The sequence below is a fragment of the Candidatus Desulfovibrio trichonymphae genome (genome assembly GCF_002355955.1).
In the GTDB taxonomy this organism is placed as follows: domain Bacteria; phylum Desulfobacterota; class Desulfovibrionia; order Desulfovibrionales; family Desulfovibrionaceae; genus Desulfovibrio; species Desulfovibrio trichonymphae.
On sequence record NZ_AP017368.1, the window covers coordinates 165165 to 180427 of the forward strand.

General features: G+C 55.8%; 16 protein-coding genes. 10 read left to right on the top strand and 6 right to left on the bottom strand.

Annotated elements, in window-relative coordinates:
- Nucleotides 1–13: 13 nt before the first annotated feature.
- Nucleotides 14–1363 carry a trigger factor gene (gene tig, locus RSDT_RS00790; RefSeq protein WP_096399179.1) on the bottom strand — a complete coding sequence of 450 codons (1350 nt, stop codon included), beginning with the start codon at nucleotides 1361–1363 and terminating at the stop codon, nucleotides 14–16.
- Nucleotides 1364–2106: 743 nt separating this feature from the next.
- On the opposite strand from tig, the gene RSDT_RS00800 reads away from it, so the two are divergent.
- The 4 genes from RSDT_RS00800 to recR are packed head-to-tail and all read left to right on the top strand — an operon-like array spanning nucleotide 2107 to nucleotide 5687.
- Complete coding sequence (locus tag RSDT_RS00800) at nucleotides 2107–3027, top strand: branched-chain amino acid transaminase (RefSeq protein ID WP_096399181.1); 921 nt, start codon at nucleotides 2107–2109, stop codon at nucleotides 3025–3027.
- Nucleotides 3028–3033: 6 nt separating this feature from the next.
- Nucleotides 3034–4722 carry a DNA polymerase III subunit gamma/tau gene (gene dnaX, locus RSDT_RS00805; protein ID WP_096399182.1) on the top strand — a complete coding sequence of 563 codons (1689 nt, stop codon included), beginning with the start codon at nucleotides 3034–3036 and terminating at the stop codon, nucleotides 4720–4722.
- Nucleotides 4723–4765: 43 nt separating this feature from the next.
- Complete coding sequence (locus RSDT_RS00810; protein WP_096399183.1) at nucleotides 4766–5077, top strand: YbaB/EbfC family nucleoid-associated protein; 312 nt, start codon at nucleotides 4766–4768, stop codon at nucleotides 5075–5077.
- Between the two features lies 1 nt (nucleotide 5078).
- Nucleotides 5079–5687: a recombination mediator RecR gene (gene recR / locus RSDT_RS00815; RefSeq protein WP_096399184.1), complete on the top strand. Its 609-nt coding sequence runs from the start codon at nucleotides 5079–5081 to the stop codon at nucleotides 5685–5687.
- 138 nt (nucleotides 5688–5825) lie between these two features.
- Here recR and RSDT_RS00820 read toward each other — a convergent pair whose 3' ends face one another.
- The 3 genes from RSDT_RS00820 to RSDT_RS07795 form a co-directional block, all read right to left on the bottom strand.
- The gene (locus RSDT_RS00820) at nucleotides 5826–6233 is read right to left on the bottom strand and encodes a C40 family peptidase (RefSeq protein WP_231941850.1); all 408 of its coding nucleotides are present in this window, start codon (nucleotides 6231–6233) and stop codon (nucleotides 5826–5828) included.
- 168 nt (nucleotides 6234–6401) lie between these two features.
- Nucleotides 6402–6530, bottom strand: coding sequence for a hypothetical protein (locus RSDT_RS07630; protein WP_269457532.1), 129 nt, complete (start codon nucleotides 6528–6530; stop codon nucleotides 6402–6404).
- The gene (locus RSDT_RS07795) at nucleotides 6511–6669 is read right to left on the bottom strand and encodes a transposase (RefSeq protein ID WP_096400322.1); all 159 of its coding nucleotides are present in this window, start codon (nucleotides 6667–6669) and stop codon (nucleotides 6511–6513) included. Before RSDT_RS07795 ends, RSDT_RS07630 begins: the two co-directional genes overlap by 20 nt.
- Before the next feature lie 605 nt (nucleotides 6670–7274).
- On the opposite strand from RSDT_RS07795, the gene tyrS reads away from it, so the two are divergent.
- The 3 genes from tyrS to RSDT_RS00840 all read left to right on the top strand — a co-directional run bounded on the left by tyrS (nucleotide 7275) and on the right by RSDT_RS00840 (nucleotide 10683).
- Nucleotides 7275–8486 carry a tyrosine--tRNA ligase gene (tyrS, locus tag RSDT_RS00830; protein ID WP_096399185.1) on the top strand — a complete coding sequence of 404 codons (1212 nt, stop codon included), beginning with the start codon at nucleotides 7275–7277 and terminating at the stop codon, nucleotides 8484–8486.
- 111 nt (nucleotides 8487–8597) lie between these two features.
- Nucleotides 8598–9695, top strand: coding sequence for a DUF362 domain-containing protein (locus RSDT_RS00835; RefSeq protein WP_096399186.1), 1098 nt, complete (start codon nucleotides 8598–8600; stop codon nucleotides 9693–9695).
- A gap of 91 nt (nucleotides 9696–9786) precedes the next feature.
- Entirely contained in the window at nucleotides 9787–10683 is an 897-nt protein-coding gene (locus RSDT_RS00840; RefSeq protein ID WP_096399187.1) for a DUF2156 domain-containing protein, read from the top strand.
- On the opposite strand, the gene RSDT_RS00845 is transcribed toward RSDT_RS00840, so the two are convergent.
- Both RSDT_RS00845 and cobT read right to left on the bottom strand, forming a co-directional pair.
- Nucleotides 10680–11645 (bottom strand): ABC transporter ATP-binding protein, encoded by a 966-nt coding sequence (locus tag RSDT_RS00845; RefSeq protein WP_096399188.1) that lies wholly within the window; start codon nucleotides 11643–11645, stop codon nucleotides 10680–10682. The two genes, RSDT_RS00840 and RSDT_RS00845, sit on opposite strands and share 4 nt — an antisense overlap.
- 3 nt (nucleotides 11646–11648) lie before the next feature.
- Nucleotides 11649–12716 (bottom strand): nicotinate-nucleotide--dimethylbenzimidazole phosphoribosyltransferase, encoded by a 1068-nt coding sequence (gene cobT / locus RSDT_RS00850; RefSeq protein ID WP_096399189.1) that lies wholly within the window; start codon nucleotides 12714–12716, stop codon nucleotides 11649–11651.
- A 145-nt stretch (nucleotides 12717–12861) separates the two neighbouring features.
- Between cobT and RSDT_RS00855 the strand changes: the two genes are divergently transcribed.
- From RSDT_RS00855 to RSDT_RS00865, 3 genes are all read left to right on the top strand, one after another.
- Nucleotides 12862–14199: a trypsin-like peptidase domain-containing protein gene (locus RSDT_RS00855; RefSeq protein WP_096399190.1), complete on the top strand. Its 1338-nt coding sequence runs from the start codon at nucleotides 12862–12864 to the stop codon at nucleotides 14197–14199.
- 124 nt (nucleotides 14200–14323) lie between these two features.
- Nucleotides 14324–14512: a ferredoxin gene (locus tag RSDT_RS00860; RefSeq protein ID WP_096399191.1), complete on the top strand. Its 189-nt coding sequence runs from the start codon at nucleotides 14324–14326 to the stop codon at nucleotides 14510–14512.
- Nucleotides 14513–14583: 71 nt separating this feature from the next.
- On the top strand, nucleotides 14584–15252 hold the full coding sequence (locus tag RSDT_RS00865; protein WP_096400324.1) for a YkgJ family cysteine cluster protein: 669 nt from the start codon (nucleotides 14584–14586) through the stop codon (nucleotides 15250–15252).
- Nucleotides 15253–15263: the final 11 nt, after the last annotated feature.

Sequence of the window (15263 nt, forward strand, 5' to 3'; positions counted from 1 at the left end):
AGTTTAGGTATAATCATAAGCCTGTAAACATATTTTTTGATATTGCACATCCGCTGGCAGCGGCCTGACCTGCGCTTGGTTCCACTTCCTTCACGCGGGCCTTTGCGTAAACGAGCTCCATAGCCTTGTCGGCCAGCAGACGGTCACGCAAAGCAAAAATCATGCCTGAGCGTTCATACTGCTCGCGGAGTGTTTTAAAGTCATCCCCGCTCTGCAGGCTGGCTTGATAAATATGCGCGTTGATTTCCTGATCAGTGACGTCCAGACCTTCCTTCTTGGCAATAGAGAGCATAAGCACGTGATATCGCGTTATCTCTTCAGCCTGTGGCAGCACTTCCACGCATAGCGTGTCAGGGCTTTTGCCCAGTGATTCCAGACTCTTTCCATAGCGTTCCAAGCGGGCTTTCTGTGCGGCGAGCAGGGTGTTGATCTGTATGTCCACCATGCTTTGGGGCAGGGGGAACTTCGTCATTTTCAGCAGTTTGTCCAGAATGTTTTTCTGGGTCGCGCTCTTGTTCAGGTCAGTGCGACTTTTGACATAGCTGTCGCTGATATTTTGCTTGAGCTTGTCCACAGTTTCAACGCCAAGGCTTTTGGCCAGTTCATCATTGAGTTCCGGCAGCTTGCGTTCTTTGATGGCGTGCACCTTGACCTTCATGGTCACGGTTTTTCCGGCCAGATCCCTGGCGAGAAAGTCGTCGGGAAAGCGGATTTCGCTCTCGCCTTCCTGCCCGTACTGAATTGTTTTGACGAGAGCTTCAAAATCTTCCAGAGCCTGACGTTCACCCAGCGCCAGATTGAAATTTTCGGAGTTGACGCCTTCAACGGCTTTACCGTTTTCATATGCGGCGAAGTCGAGGCTCACCACCTGACCGTCCACGGCCGGACCAAGGCCGTCCACCGGCAAAAGCTGCGCGCGGTCGCGGAGGATTCGCTCTATAACATCTGTCACGACCTCTTCTTTGAGGACGACCTTTTCTTGTTCGGCATCCAAGCCCTCGTAGGGGGGCAGGTCAAATTCGGGCAGCACTTCAAACTCAATGCTGTAGGTATAGCCGCTGCCCCGCTCAAGCGTGTTCGGCCCGTCCAGATCTATGCCGGACACGGGCGTCACGCCGAGCGTCTGCATAACCTCGTTGAGGTGCACATTGACAAGATCCTGATGGGCTTCTTCATAAATTTTTTGTCGAAAACGCTGCTCAATAACAGAGGCAGGCACTTTGCCCTTGCGAAAACCGTCCAGCTGCACAGACGTTTTATACAGGGCCACAGCGCCCATGATGGCCGCTTCCACCTCCTGCGGCTCTGTTGTGATTATGACCTTTTTTCTGACGGGTGAAAGTTCTTCTACTTTATACTCCACGGGGAGCTCCTTTCAAGCGGCGTGACATCACGAAAATACCAGCGCCTGCCTTGATCGGGGCAAGGTTTCGCGCAGTCTTTGCTTTTTAACAAGTTTTGCGGAGATGTACACCTTTTGCCTGTTGTTCGCAACTATAATCCGTTCCCCGCACGGGGCGGAGGCATTTAAAAAGTCTGCAGAACGAAGGCGTGCTGAAAAGGAAACAGCCCGCCATGTTAAGAAGAAGCCGTCAAATCTTATGGATGCTGTAGATTGAACACACTGTCCACCAGGTGATATGCTGCTAACTTTATGTTAGTAAAATATTGCTGTCCGGCTGAGAGGTCAAGTGTACCAGTGTGAACTTGTTGGACAGATATGTCGAATTTGCTCGAAAATTTCTGACAGGCCAGCGGCAGATATACCACCACCGTGATGGTTCTGGACGAGAGGCTGAAGTGACTGCTCAGAAACTCATAAAATCTGCCGTTCTCCGTGTCGCGGCAGCTGATACGGCACAGGCGCAAGGCTTTGTTCCGGCTGACGACCTCAACTGGAAAATTCCCGAAACGATGCCGGGTACATGGAGAGCATTCGAGATCGTCAGTTCAAAAAATCCTTGACTCGGGGGGCGGGTCTATACATGCCCTAGCGTCGTCAAAAGCAAGGCTTGTCATATGCGGCGTTTTTCCGTTACTTATTAATTTCGCAATGTATGCAAAAGATAACAGCATGGCGAAAACAGCGTTTTTGTGAGGTGAACTATGCAAACAACACAATTTATCTGGTTTGACGGCAAAATGCTTCCCTGGGATCATGCCCGCGTGCATGTTCTCACCCATGCTCTGCATTACGGCAGCGCCGTTTTTGAAGGCATGCGTGCCTATTCCTGTACTGACGGAACATCCGCTGTTTTTCGGCTTGCCGATCACTGCAAACGGCTTGTCAATTCCGCAAAAATTTTGCGTTTTGAACTGCCGTACAGCGCCGAACATCTGGCCGTGGCCTGTGTGGAGACGTTGCAGGCCAACAAACTGACTGAAGGATATGTCCGCCCGCTTTCTTTTGTGGGATATGGCGAATTGGGCATCTACCCAGGGGACAACCCTGTGCAGACAATCATCGCTGTCTGGCCTTGGGGGGCATATCTCGGCGCGGAAGCGCTAGAGAAGGGCATTCGCGTCAAAACAAGTTCTTTCGCGCGCATGCACGTCAACACGCTTATGACAAAAGCTAAAAGTTCCGGCAATTACATCAATTCCATACTCGCAAAAGTGGAAGCCAAGGGAGAAGGCTATGACGAAGCCGTCATGCTGGATACGGCCGGTTTTGTTTCTGAAGCGTCTGGCGAAAATATTTTCATTGTTCGCGACGGCATTCTTAAAACAACGCCTTGGACGTCCATTCTTGGCGGCATTACCCGTGACTCTATCATCAAGCTGGCCCGTGACGTGGGTTATCTTGTGGAAGAACAGCAATTCACCCGTGACGAATTTTATATTGCCGACGAGGCATTTTTGACCGGCACGGCGGCGGAGCTCACCCCCATACGCGAGTTGGACCATCGCGTTATCGGCGCTGGCGGCGCCGGACCGGTGACCAGACGTTTGCAGAAGGAATTTTTTAAGGTGGTCAGGGGCGAAAATGTCGAATATGCCGACTGGCTGCATCGTTACAATGTGTAATTCGTCATGAGACACACATCGCTGGCCGCGCGCTACCGCCCGCAAACCTTTGCCGATGTGGCAGGGCAGGATATGGTCAAGGCTGTCCTCTCCCGCGCTGCAGCAGAGGGCAGGCCAGCGGCCGCCTATTTGCTGAGCGGCACACGCGGCGTGGGCAAAACTACCATTGCACGCATTTTCGCCAAGGCATTGAACTGTGAACACGCGCCGGTGTCGGAACCCTGTAATGAATGCCCTCAGTGCCGCCGGATTACGCAGGGAGCGTATGTGGATGTGGCAGAAATTGACGGCGCGTCCAACAATAGCGTGGACGACGCCCGTGCCCTGCGCGAAAATATAACGTATGCTCCCATGGAGGGCAGTTACAAGATTTTTATTATTGATGAAGCTCACATGTTGAGCCGTCACGCGTTTAACGCGCTTTTGAAAACTCTAGAAGAACCGCCGCCGCGTGTGGTTTTTGTGTTCGCCACTACGGAGGCTCATAGATTTCCGCTCACCATTGTCAGCCGCTGCCAGCATTTTGTCTTCCGCCATTTGACGGAAGAGGAGCTCTGCACACATCTGTCCGCTGTGCTGCGGAATGAGCGCATACCATTTGAGGAAAGCGCGGCGCGCCTTATTGCAAAACGTGCTGCCGGCAGTGTGCGTGACGGCATGTCGCTGCTGGATCAGGCGCTGGCTCTCGGCGGCGCGAGTCTGACAACAGCCGGAACGCGTGAGGTGTTGGGCATGGCCGGGCAGGAGATTTTTGCCGGTCTGTTTGACGCCATGCGGCGGCAGGACTGCACCGCCGTCGCGACAATCTCACGGCAGGTTCTGCATGCCGGCTTGGATATAGGTTTTTTTGTGCAAGAGCTCGTCGGGCAGTTGCGCGGTCTTTTTTTGGCGTGCGAGGGCGGCGCTCCTGCGGTGCATGCCCTGCAACTGTCCGCTGACGAAGCGGCTTTTTTGCAGGCGATTGCGTCTGGTTTTTCCGCAGCGCATCTGCACTCGGCCTGGCAGATGGCGCTGGAGGCAAGGCGCGGTATTGTCTATCACCCTGAACCAGCGGCTGCCCTGGAGCTGCTTTTGCTTAATCTGGCTCTGCTGCCGCGGCTTTTGCCGGTGGATCGTCTGGCGTCCTGCCTGTCGGCGGATGCCGGGACGACGCACGATGCGCCTGTCAACACGGCCTACAACGCGCAGGCTGCACAGTCTGCAGCAGCGGCTTTGCAGGAGACTGCCGATTCGAATCCGTGCCCAGCAACAGAAGCCGCTTCCGCGCAAGTCGCATCCGCTTCGGACGTTGCGTCATACATGCCTCGTTCGACGAATTTTCGGCCGGACTGGGAGGCTTTTTGCGATTTTTGCGTTGCAGAACACAAAGTTGGGCGTCCATCGCCTCCACCGCACCTGCTTGTGGATGTGACGGCGGACTGGCAGGGGGAAGATCTGCGTCTGACGATCAAAAGTCAAATCCTGTACCGGCAGATGGAGTCGCAGCGCGCGGCGCTGCTGCACGCGCTTGCGGCCTTCGGCGCGCAGTGCGTGCACCTCACGCTGACAGCGCCGCCAAAGCCGCGTGGCGCGCGTGAGCTTATGGAACAATTCAGTCGGCATCCTGGGCTTCAGCCCTGTTTCGATGTGCTTGGGGCTACGCTGGAACATTGTACTGACCAGGCGCAAGTTGGCACCACGGATCTTCTTAGTTGATTGATTTTACACGATATTACAGGGAGAAGGAGAAGATCAGCATATGCGCAATATGAACGATATCCTGCGTCAGGCGCAGGTAATTCAGCAAAAGCTTGCCAAATTGCAGCAGGAAGCGGCGGAACGCGTTTACGAAGCCTCCAGCGGCGGCGGCATTGTCAGCGTCGCTGTTTCCGGAAAACAGGAATTGACGCGACTGACCATCGACCCCAAAGCCTTGGAAGGCGGCGATGTGGAGATGATGCAGGATTTGATTCTCGCGGCGGTCAATGAAGCGGGTCGTATTGCCCGCGAGACGCTGGAACGTGAAATGAACGCTCTTTCAGGGGGCATCAAGTTGCCCGGCATGTTCTGACATGCACAAAAGAGCTCCGGAACCGCTTAAAGTCCTGGTGGAGCAGCTTGCCCGTTTGCCTGGGCTGGGGCCGAAATCTGCCCTGCGCGCCGCAATGGCGCTGCTGAAGTGGCCCGAGTCCGAGACGCAGCGCTTTGGGTTAAGCATACATAATCTGCGCGACAATCTGCATTTGTGTTCGCGTTGCGGCGGACTTTGTTCCGTTGATCCCTGCGTCATCTGCGCTGATGCGGTGCGCGTGCGCGATATACTGTGCCTTGTCGCGGAATGGGACAGCATGCTGACGCTGGATGAGGGGGGCTTTTATCGTGGCCAGTACATGATCCTTGGCGGTCTTCTTGAGCCGTTGGAGCATAGGGGGTCCGAGCATCTGGAGATTGATAGGCTTGTCCGGCGGCTTGCCGAAGGCGAGGTTGCGGAGCTTGTGCTTGCGCTCGGTGCCACGCTGGAGGCGGAAAACACGGTCTCCTTCCTCCGGCGGCTCATTGGCGGGCGCTTCCCTCATGTGCGCGTTTCCCGCCTCGCGCAGGGAATTCCCCTTGGGGCGGAAGTTAAATATATGGACAGGGAGACCCTGCGTCAGTCGTTGCAGTATCGACAGGAGCTGTAAGTTTTTTCTGGATATACTCTAAAAAAAGGGACAAGCTGCGCAATTGCGGGAATTATAGAAAATTTGAGCGCAGCAGGGGAAAATGCGTTTGTGACGCAATGCCGCTAAAGATGGAGCAGTCTCAAAAAGAACAGCGCGCTAACGGACAACTCGGCGTACAGCCAGAAGCTTGTCGCGCCAATAAGGAACGGTTATGCTTTCCATGCGCACACGTTCTCCTGAGCGAGGACTGTGGATAAAGGTGTCGCCGCCTGCGTAAAGCCCAGTGTGCAGGCCTTGTGGGTTGCGCCCGGTGCGAAAAACAACAATATCACCCGGCAGCGCTGTGGAGCTGGACACGGCTGAGCCGGTTTTTGCCTGATCAACTGTCAATCTCGGAATATTCATGCCTACTTGTTTGTAAGCCCACCAGATAAGTCCAGAACAGTCAAATCCCTTTTGCGGCGATGCGCCGCCGGGCCTGTATTTTTTGCCCATCTGACTATAAGCGGCACGCACCGCTTTTTGCGCGGAAACCGGCGCGTCATTATTGCTCAAGCGTTGCACAGAGCCACAGCCCGTGAGCAAGGCTGCAGAGAAAAATGCAAGAACACAAATTCTTGCAAAGAGCAAAAATCTGTCATGCCAGAGTGTTAATACGTCACAGTTTGCAGATGACAGATTACGTATTTGTTTTTGTGCTGCGCACTTCATGATTGTTTCTCGCATGTTGCTTTAGAGCATCCCACCCTTGAAACAGTTCATATCCACAAGATTTGAACCATGCCCTCCATCATCGGCTGAAATCAGATCAGGAGCTTGTGCGACAGCCTCTTCCAGCGATTCATATGTTCGTGCTTTCATTACCACGCGGCAGCTGTTTTATCTTGCTCCACATCTTTTCCATGGGGTTCAGATCCGGGTTATACGCAGGCAGATAGAGAAGTTCGGCTTTTCTATTGGTTATGTGCTTGCGGACATCATGGTTTTTATGGGCAGACAGATTGCCATAATTATAATATCACCAAGTCGCGAAGTTGGGGCAGGAACTTGAGCAATACTAACCGCGGCTCCATCAATCACAATGCATTCCGTATTTTCTAGATTATGTCAAAGGTTAATTGCTCTAGATGACGAAGATAACAGCCTGTGGGTACCGGACAGTTTTGTCCTGTTGAACGAAGTGGAGCCTAAAGCTGCCTTTTGACGTCACATGCTGTCTTAAGCGCAGCGGCCAGTTTTATGATATGGCTCTGAACGGCTATCTTTCTGAGATTGTAGGCAATGCTGTGACGGTTGAGACAAGCAGTGCCAGAATAGCTCTGGTGATGAAAAAAAGGCAGGGTTTTCTTTATTCTCGACAGAGCTGCGTCTTTCGGCGGCAGTGAACATCTGAATTTTTTTGGCCTCGGCACTGTACAGGAAATACAGTAGGACGCTGACGGCGAACTAAAACAGCTTCTTTGTACAGTGGTCTTGTGCCGGGCCGTGTCTTTGCTCTGTTCGGGATATAGGCGGACAGGTAGTTGATTTTGTGGTGGCGCGGCAGACAAGGCGGACCTTGTCAGGACGGCGGCGAGTTTGTTATTGTGTTTTTAGGAGGCCGCCATGACGGACATTGATGAGCAGATGGCCCTTATCAAACGCGGTGCAGCCGAGCTGATAGGCGAGGCGGAGCTGCGCAAAAAGCTTGAGCGCGGCGCGCCGCTGCGCGTCAAGGTCGGCTTTGATCCCACCGCGCCGGATCTGCACCTCGGGCATACGGTAATCATGCACAAGATGCGCCATTTTCAGGAAATGGGGCACACGGTCATTTTTTTGATAGGCGATTTTACCGGCCGCATCGGTGACCCCTCGGGCCGTTCAGAAACACGTCCTCCGCTGACCGTAGCGGATGTGCTCGCCAATGCCGCCACTTACAAGGCGCAGGTTTTCAAAATTCTTGATTCGGAGAAAACTTTGGTTGAGTTCAACTCCCGCTGGCTCGGCGCAATGGACGCTGAGGATTTTATCCGGCTTGCATCCTCATATACTGTAGCCCGCATGATGGAGCGCGATGATTTTGAAAAGCGTTTTCGCGAACAGCGCCCCATTTCCATCCACGAATTTCTCTACCCGCTCTGCCAGGCTTATGATTCCGTCGCGCTTGAAGCTGATATGGAACTCGGCGGCACGGATCAAAAATTCAACTTGCTTATGGGCCGCAATCTTCATGCCCATTACGGCCGGGAGAGCCAGTGTGTACTGACTATGCCCTTGCTGAAAGGCACGGACGGCGTGCGCAAGATGTCTAAATCCTACGATAATTACATCGGTATTGATGAGCCGCCCGCAGAAGTGTTCGGCAAGGTCATGGCCATTTCCGACGAGCTTATGTGGCGCTATTATGAACTGCTTTCCGTAAAAAGTCTTGAGGAAATCGCCGTCCTGAAAGCCGACGTGCTGGAAAACCGCCGGCACCCCAAGCTTGCCAAGGAAAATTTGGCCCATGAGATAACCTGCCGCTACCACGGGCAGGGAGCTGCGGACGAAGCCAGACGGGGCTTCAATGCGGTTTTTGCGTGCGGTGCCGTGCCGGAGGTTCTGCCTGTGCTGGTTTGCGAAAACGAAGATGAAGCGACTCCGCCTGCCTTTCTGGCGGCAGCGGGCCTTGTGAAAAGCCGCGGCGCGGCGCGGCGTCTTGTTCGAGAAGGCGCGCTCTCTGTCAACGGGAAGCGCTGGAATGACGAGGCCAGCCCTCTGCCCCCAGGGGAGCATGTTATCAGACTCGGCAAAAAACGTTTTCTGCGTCTTGTCGTGCGCCCGCGCCTGTCAGCTTAAAATCACGCGGCACGGAACGAATTCTGTAAAAATATTTTTTGAAGCCCTGCGCGGCATTTTTGTTCCATGACGTCCGGAAGGCTGAAACACAACAACAGGAGAGAGTTTCATATGTCATCCATTGTTTATTATGCGGATATTCACACACGTTCGCGCGAAGACAGTAAAATTGCAAAGGTGGCCCGTCTGTGCGACGCTGTGGGATTGAAAAAGATTATTAAAAAGAATGAATTGACAGCCATTAAGGTTCACTTCGGTGAATACGGCAACGACACGCATGTAAATCCCTTATTTGTGCGTCAGGTTGTGGACAAAGTCATTGAAGCCGGCGGCAAGCCCTTTCTGACGGACAGCACAACCCTGTATTCCGGTTCCCGCCGCAATGCCGTGGACCATCTGCAAACAGCCTACCGCCATGGTTTTGCCCCGTCTGTGGTGAACGCCCCTGTCATTATTGCCGACGGCCTCTATGGCGAGAACGATGTGCCCGTGCGCATCAACGGCAAGCGTTTAAAAGAAGTCTATATTGCTAGGGAAATTCGCCGCGCACCGGCCATGGTGGTGATTTCCCACTTCAAGGGGCATCAGATGGCCGGTTTTGGCGGTGCCGTAAAAAATCTGGCTATGGGCGGCGCCTCGCCGCGCGGCAAGCGGGCACAGCACGCCACCAATGTACAGGTGGATGTAAATATCTGTATCGGCTGCGGCAAGTGCGTCGGCGTTTGCCCGCAAAAGGCCCTTGCCATGCGCGATGGCAAGAGCGTGGTTGAGCTCAGCCGCTGTATAGGCTGTTTTGAGTGCATTACGGTGTGTCCCGTCAAGGCTGTGGATATGGACTGGGGCACAGAGCTCGCACCCTTTATGGAGCGTATGGCCGAATATGCCTACGGTACTGTCAAAGGCCGTAAAAAGCGCATCTGTTATATCAATTTTGTTCTGAACGTCACGCCGGACTGTGACTGTGCGGCCTGGAGCGATGTCCACCTTGTTCCGGATCTGGGCATTCTGGCTTCCCGAGACCCGGTTGCGCTGGACAATGCCTGTTTTGATCTTGTCAAAGCCGCTCCGAGCCTTGATCCCGCGAAGGAAAAGGAAAAGGATTTTGACAAATTCACGGCACGCTGGCCCAAAACCCACGGAGAAATTCAACTTGTCCACGGTGAGGCAATCGGCCTCGGCAACCGGCAGTACACTCTGCAAAAGATATAATCCGCATATCGCCACTTCGGCACAATCAACAACATCATAGCATGCCGCGGTGCCGTAAAGCGGCACATGCTGACGCGGCCACAAGGCCAGTATGTCGCAGGACAACTTCACCCCCGTCAGTCTGGACAGACGCGAACAATATTATGCCGTCTGGCAGCGCACGCCCCGCCGCTCGCTTGACTATACCTTGGCAAACCTCTGGGGCTGGCAGCAGTATTACGGCCTTGAATGGCGTTTTGACGGCAATTTGTGCTGGCTGCGCCAGACGTTGCCCCTGCCTGTCTGCTGGGCTCCGGTGGGAGACTGGAACGCGGTGGACTGGCAGGCGTTGTCGGCGAAGGACACCAAAAACGGCGACCATGTTTTTGTGCGTGTTCCGGAAGAGCTGGCGCAATTGTGGAAGGGCGCGCTTCCCGGCCGTGTGGAGGTGACGGAAGATCGCGGTCAGTGGGAATACCTGTACAAACAGGAGGAACTGGCGCTGTTGCCTGGCAATCGTTTTCACAAAAAACGCAACCATTACAACCGGTATATAAAGGCATACGGCGAGCCTAACTGTCACGACATGGACGACGCCATGATTGAAGACGTGCTGGCTGTACAGGATGACTGGTGCAAGTGGCATGAATGTTGTGATTCCCCCTCACTCAGGGCGGAAAATGAAGCCATCAACCGTGTGCTGATGCACTGGAATTTGTTTCAGGGGCTTGTCGGCGTTTCTTTATATGTGCACGGTAAAATGGTGGCGTTCAGCGTGGGCGAGCAGTTGGACGAGCAAACGCTCGGCGTGCATTATGAAAAGGGTTTGAACGGCTTTCACGGCGTGTATCAGACCATGAACTGTCTTTTTGTCCGGCGCGAGGGCGCGGGGCGCGCGTATGTCAACCGCGCGCAGGACATGGATGAAAAGGGATTGCGTCAGGCAAAGATGACATATCTGCCGGCGGATTTTCTGCGCAAATACAAGGTGCGCCTGCGCAGCGTCTAATCAGCGAAGTGACAGCGCACGCGCTGATTAGACGCGGAGTTTTTCCATCCCGGCATTTTTGTGCGGCACAGTTCCCGCGCGTTTGGGCAACGCGGGTGAAAGCGGCAGCCCGTCGGCGGGGCAAGCGGGCTAGGTGGTTCGCCAGCCAAAAGCGGGGGCAATCGGCCGGGTTTTTGTCCGTCGGGTACAGCGGCGAACAGCGCCCGCGTATACGGATGCGCGGGCTTGCCGAAAAGCGTCTCTCGCGCAGCTTCTTCCACAATCTGCCCAAGATACATGACCAGTATGCGTTCGCACATAAAGCCCACAACCGCCATGTCGTGTGAAATAAAAAGATAGGCAGGGTGGAAGCGTTCCTGCGCTTCGCGCAGCAGGTTCAGCGTCTGCGCCTGTACCGAGGCGTCCAGACAGGAAACAGGTTCGTCGCAGACAATCACGTCAGGATGCGTCACAAGCGCTCTGGCCACTGCAATACGCTGGCGTTGCCCGCCGGAGAACTCGTGCGGGTAGCGTCCGCCGAGCCCGTTGAGCCCGACAGCGTTGAGCATGTCTTCGACTTTTTGTTGCCGTTCAGCGCCGGGCATGTTTTGCGCTTCAAGCGGCTCCCCCACAGAGGTGCGGACGCGTAGACGCGGATTGAGCGAAGACGAAGGATCCTGAAAAATCATCTGTATTCGGCCGGCGGTCCAAGTGTTTGCACCTGCTTTCGGCAAGGGCCTGCCCTCAAACAAAACTTGTCCGGACGAGGGAATGGTGAGGCCGCAGGCAAGGCGACCGAGCGTGCTTTTGCCGCAGCCTGATTCTCCGACAAGGCCGAGGCTTTCCCCTTCGCGCAGTTCAAAGCTCACGTCGTCAACGGCGGTGAGGATTGAGCGCGCGCCAAACAGACCACGCCGCACGGCAAAGCTGTGGGCAACATGGTTGAAGGCAAGAAGCGGCGTTTTTTGTGTTTCTGTAATCATTGTTCAGTCCACCGTCACGCCCGCGGCGTTGAATGTCGCCATGTCATTGAAAGCAGCCGCGGCGCAACGCAGCAGGGGATAGGCCGCCGCTGCACCTGTTCCCTCGCCAAGGCGCATGCCGAGATCCAGCAGCGGTTTCGCGTCGCCTGTCAGTTTCGCGAGAGCTTTTGCGTGCCCCGGTTCCGCCGAGGTGTGGGCCAAAACGGCACAGCTCGCTGCTTCCGGGCAGATTTTCAGCGCTGCCGCATATGCCGCGCCGCAGATAAAACCATCTACCAGCACGGGCAGGCGCTGTGCGGCCGCTCCCAGCATGAGGCCGCAGAGCAGCACAATTTCAAAGCCGCCGAGAGCGGCCAGCGCGTTCACTGGATCGCCTGAACGCAAGATCTCGGCGTTGGCCGAGAGCGCCTGACGGACAACGCCGACCTTGTGCCGCACCATGGCCGCGTCCGCTCCCGCGCCGGGGCCGACGGCCGCATCCGGGTCAAGGGTCAGCAGGGCGCAGTACAGCGCGGCCGCGGCTGTGGAGTTGGCAATGCCCATCTCGCCGACGCCAAGGCAGGCGTAGCCCTGACGGACGCAGTCTGCAGCAGTGCTGACGCCTGAGGCGAGGCCCTTAAGGCAGATTTCGCGGGGCATGGCCGGGCCGAGGCTTATGTCCGTCGTGCCGTTGCCGAGGCGTTTGTCAAGCAGCATAGGGTGAGGTTCAAAAGGGCCGCCGGCGCAGCCCGCGTCAATCACGCGCAGATCCATGCCAACAGCGTGGCACAGCGCGTTCACCGCAGCGCCGCCGTTTAAAAAATTGTGCGTCATCTGGCGCGTCACCGCTTGCGGCACGGGTGAAACATTTTGCGCGGCAACGCCGTGATCTGCGGCCACAGTGAGCATGATGGCCGGGTTCACGATAAGCGGCATCTGTCCCTCACGCATGGCAAACAGGCGCTTCGCCAGTTCTTCGAGTCGTCCCAGACTGCCGCGCGGCTTTGTGAGACTGTCGAGACGCGTTTGCGCCTGCGCCAGATGCCGTTCCTGAAGCGGCTTGATATGCAGAGAAGAGAGAATACGCTCCATGTATCTTCCTTAAAAAATTATTCTCCTGCAGTAATATCCCGCGGATTCATCTTCCTTCTCGTCAGTATGTAGCTTATACGGCACAGGGACGCAAGAGCCTTTACGCCTGCAGCAGGAATGAGTTATATATGGCGGGGAGCGCATTATGCTGATACTTCGTTTGTACGCCGCCTTGTCTGTCTGTTTTTTCCTGTACGCCGTCTGTCCGGCGTGCGCCGCGCCGGCTGAAACAAGCCCCAGGTTCACGCCTGTTGTGCGCGCAGTGCAGGCGGTTGCGCCTGCCGTGGTGAACATCACGAGCACGCATGTTATTGAAGGGTACAGGAGTTCTCCACTGGAGCGTTTTTTCGGGCCGGATTTTTCGGGCGTTTTTCCTGGGGATCCGTCACGGAGTCAGAAACGCGTGAGCCTTGGCTCCGGTGTTATTGTGGACGGCACCAAGGGCCTTGTGCTGACAAATGCGCACGTTATTGCCGGCGGCGGTCAGGTTGTGGTGCGCCTTTTGGACGGGCGGGAATTTCCGGCGGCGGTCAGGGGCGCCGACACGGATTTTGATATCGCGGTGCTAGAAATTATGGGTGCGCGCAACCTGCCCACGGCGCGCATGGGGGATTCTTCAGACATTCTGCCCGGCGAAACCGTTATCGCCATCGGCAATCCCTTCGGTTTCACCCATACGGTGACAACGGGCGTCGTGTCCGCTCTGGGGCGCACCATACGCAATGAGAGCGGCCTGTTTACAGACTTGGTACAGACAGACGCGGCCATCAATCCCGGCAACAGCGGCGGCCCCCTACTCAACATCGAGGGCAGCCTTGTCGGCATCAACACGGCTGTGGACGCGCGCGCCGAAGGCATCGGCTTTGCCATACCCGTCAACAAAGCCCGCCGCGTCATGGGCGATCTCTTGGGGCTCGGCAGGGTTGTGCCGCTCTGGCTCGGCCTCATGGTGCAGGACATAGACAGCCGCACGGCCATGGCGCTGGGCCTCAAGGAAGTCTCGGGCGTGCTTGTCAATACAGTTTTTGAGGGCACGCCGGCGGCGCGGGCTGGCATTGTTCCGGGCGACATTGTGGAAAGCGTCAATGCCGCGCCGATGCATGACCGGCGTGATTACATCAACGTGTTGCGCAATCAGACAGACGGCGAAGATTTGCGCCTGCAACTGCGTCGTGTCGGACGCTCTTTCACCGTTGCAGTGCGGCCAACGCCCTTTGAGGATGACACGGCCAGAGCGCTCATGGAGCAGCGATGGGGTTTTGTCGCGCATGCAGGCGGGGGCGGGTTGGCCGTCGCTTCCGTGCGTTCCGGCGGCCCGGCGAATTTTTTGCGCAAGGGCGATGTGATTGCCGCCGTGGGCGCTACGCGCGTAAACAGCATGAAGGATCTGCTGAACGCCTTTCGCCGGGAGCGTCTCGCAAGCCAAGTGTTGTTGCAGGTGCTGCGCGGCGGGCGGGCATATTACACGCGCCTTGTGCTGTAATTTTTTCATCCGCAGGGCATCTCTCTCGCTGTGACACTTGACAGGAAAGCGGAGTACAGTTAACCATTTTAGACCGCTTCTGCAAATTGTGGCAAGACACCCTATGTTACTTCTGGAGGACACAATGGGTTATTCTGTGACGGTTGATACTGACAAATGTGTTGGCTGTGGTGAATGTGTGGATGTCTGCCCCGTAGCAGTCTATGAGATCAAAGACGGTAAATCTGAACCAGCCAACAGTGAGGAATGCCTTGGCTGTGAATCCTGTATAGAAGTGTGTGAAGCAAGCGCCATTGTTGTGGAAGAAAATTAGAAACCGTTTCGGCGAGTTATGAAATGCCGCCGGGCGGGTGCGCGTCCGGGGCGTTTTTATGCGGAATTGCATTGCTGTCTGATCTGAGTGCTGTTTTTGTCGCTTGTGAGCAACTGCAGGCGGAGGCGAACGTCCTGTTCGCGCGTGTGCGCGCTGGACATCCTGACTGCGTGGTGTGCAAAGAGGGCTGCAGTGACTGCTGCCACGCGCTCTTTGACCTCTCGTTGGTTGAGGCCATATTTGTGAACAGGGCTTTTGCCGAGGCTTTTCCTCACGGGACGCAGCGTTCGGCCATACTTTCGCGCGCTTTTGAAGCCGACCGCGCCCTGACCCGCATAAAGCGCGACATGTTCCGCGCTGAAAAGGACGGCGATGCCCCTTTGGTCATTATGGGGCGTGCCGCGCAGATAAGACAGCGTTGCCCTTTGCTTGACGACGACAACTGCTGCTGTCTGTATGAACGGCGGCCCGTCACCTGCCGTATTTACGGCGTGCCCGCGTCCATTGCCGGGCAAGGGCACGTGTGCGGCTTTTCCGGATTTGAAAAGGGCAAGGCCTATCCCACGGTGCATCTGGACAAAATTCAGGCGCGGCTTGACCATTTGAGCCGCGACATAGCCGTTGCCGTGAAAAGCCGTTTCACAGAGTTGCACGAGGTGTATGTGCCGCTTTCCACGGCCTTGCTCGCCGTCTACGACGAAGCGTATCTGGGCGTCTGTCCGACGGCGAAAACAGACTGAAGCGGCAAGGC

Coding starts and splice junctions, on each gene's coding strand:
- cobT (WP_096399189.1), bottom strand. CDS start 12,716: ATGGAGCGTATTCTCTCTTCTCTGCATATCAAGCCGCTTCAGGAACGG.
- RSDT_RS00800 (WP_096399181.1), top strand. CDS start 2,107: ATGCAAACAACACAATTTATCTGGTTTGACGGCAAAATGCTTCCCTGG.
- RSDT_RS00860 (WP_096399191.1), top strand. CDS start 14,324: ATGGGTTATTCTGTGACGGTTGATACTGACAAATGTGTTGGCTGTGGT.
- recR (WP_096399184.1), top strand. CDS start 5,079: ATGCACAAAAGAGCTCCGGAACCGCTTAAAGTCCTGGTGGAGCAGCTT.
- dnaX (WP_096399182.1), top strand. CDS start 3,034: ATGAGACACACATCGCTGGCCGCGCGCTACCGCCCGCAAACCTTTGCC.
- RSDT_RS00855 (WP_096399190.1), top strand. CDS start 12,862: ATGCTGATACTTCGTTTGTACGCCGCCTTGTCTGTCTGTTTTTTCCTG.
- RSDT_RS00810 (WP_096399183.1), top strand. CDS start 4,766: ATGCGCAATATGAACGATATCCTGCGTCAGGCGCAGGTAATTCAGCAA.
- RSDT_RS00845 (WP_096399188.1), bottom strand. CDS start 11,645: ATGATTACAGAAACACAAAAAACGCCGCTTCTTGCCTTCAACCATGTT.
- RSDT_RS00840 (WP_096399187.1), top strand. CDS start 9,787: ATGTCGCAGGACAACTTCACCCCCGTCAGTCTGGACAGACGCGAACAA.
- RSDT_RS00835 (WP_096399186.1), top strand. CDS start 8,598: ATGTCATCCATTGTTTATTATGCGGATATTCACACACGTTCGCGCGAA.
- tyrS (WP_096399185.1), top strand. CDS start 7,275: ATGACGGACATTGATGAGCAGATGGCCCTTATCAAACGCGGTGCAGCC.
- RSDT_RS07630 (WP_269457532.1), bottom strand. CDS start 6,530: ATGAAAGCACGAACATATGAATCGCTGGAAGAGGCTGTCGCACAAGCT.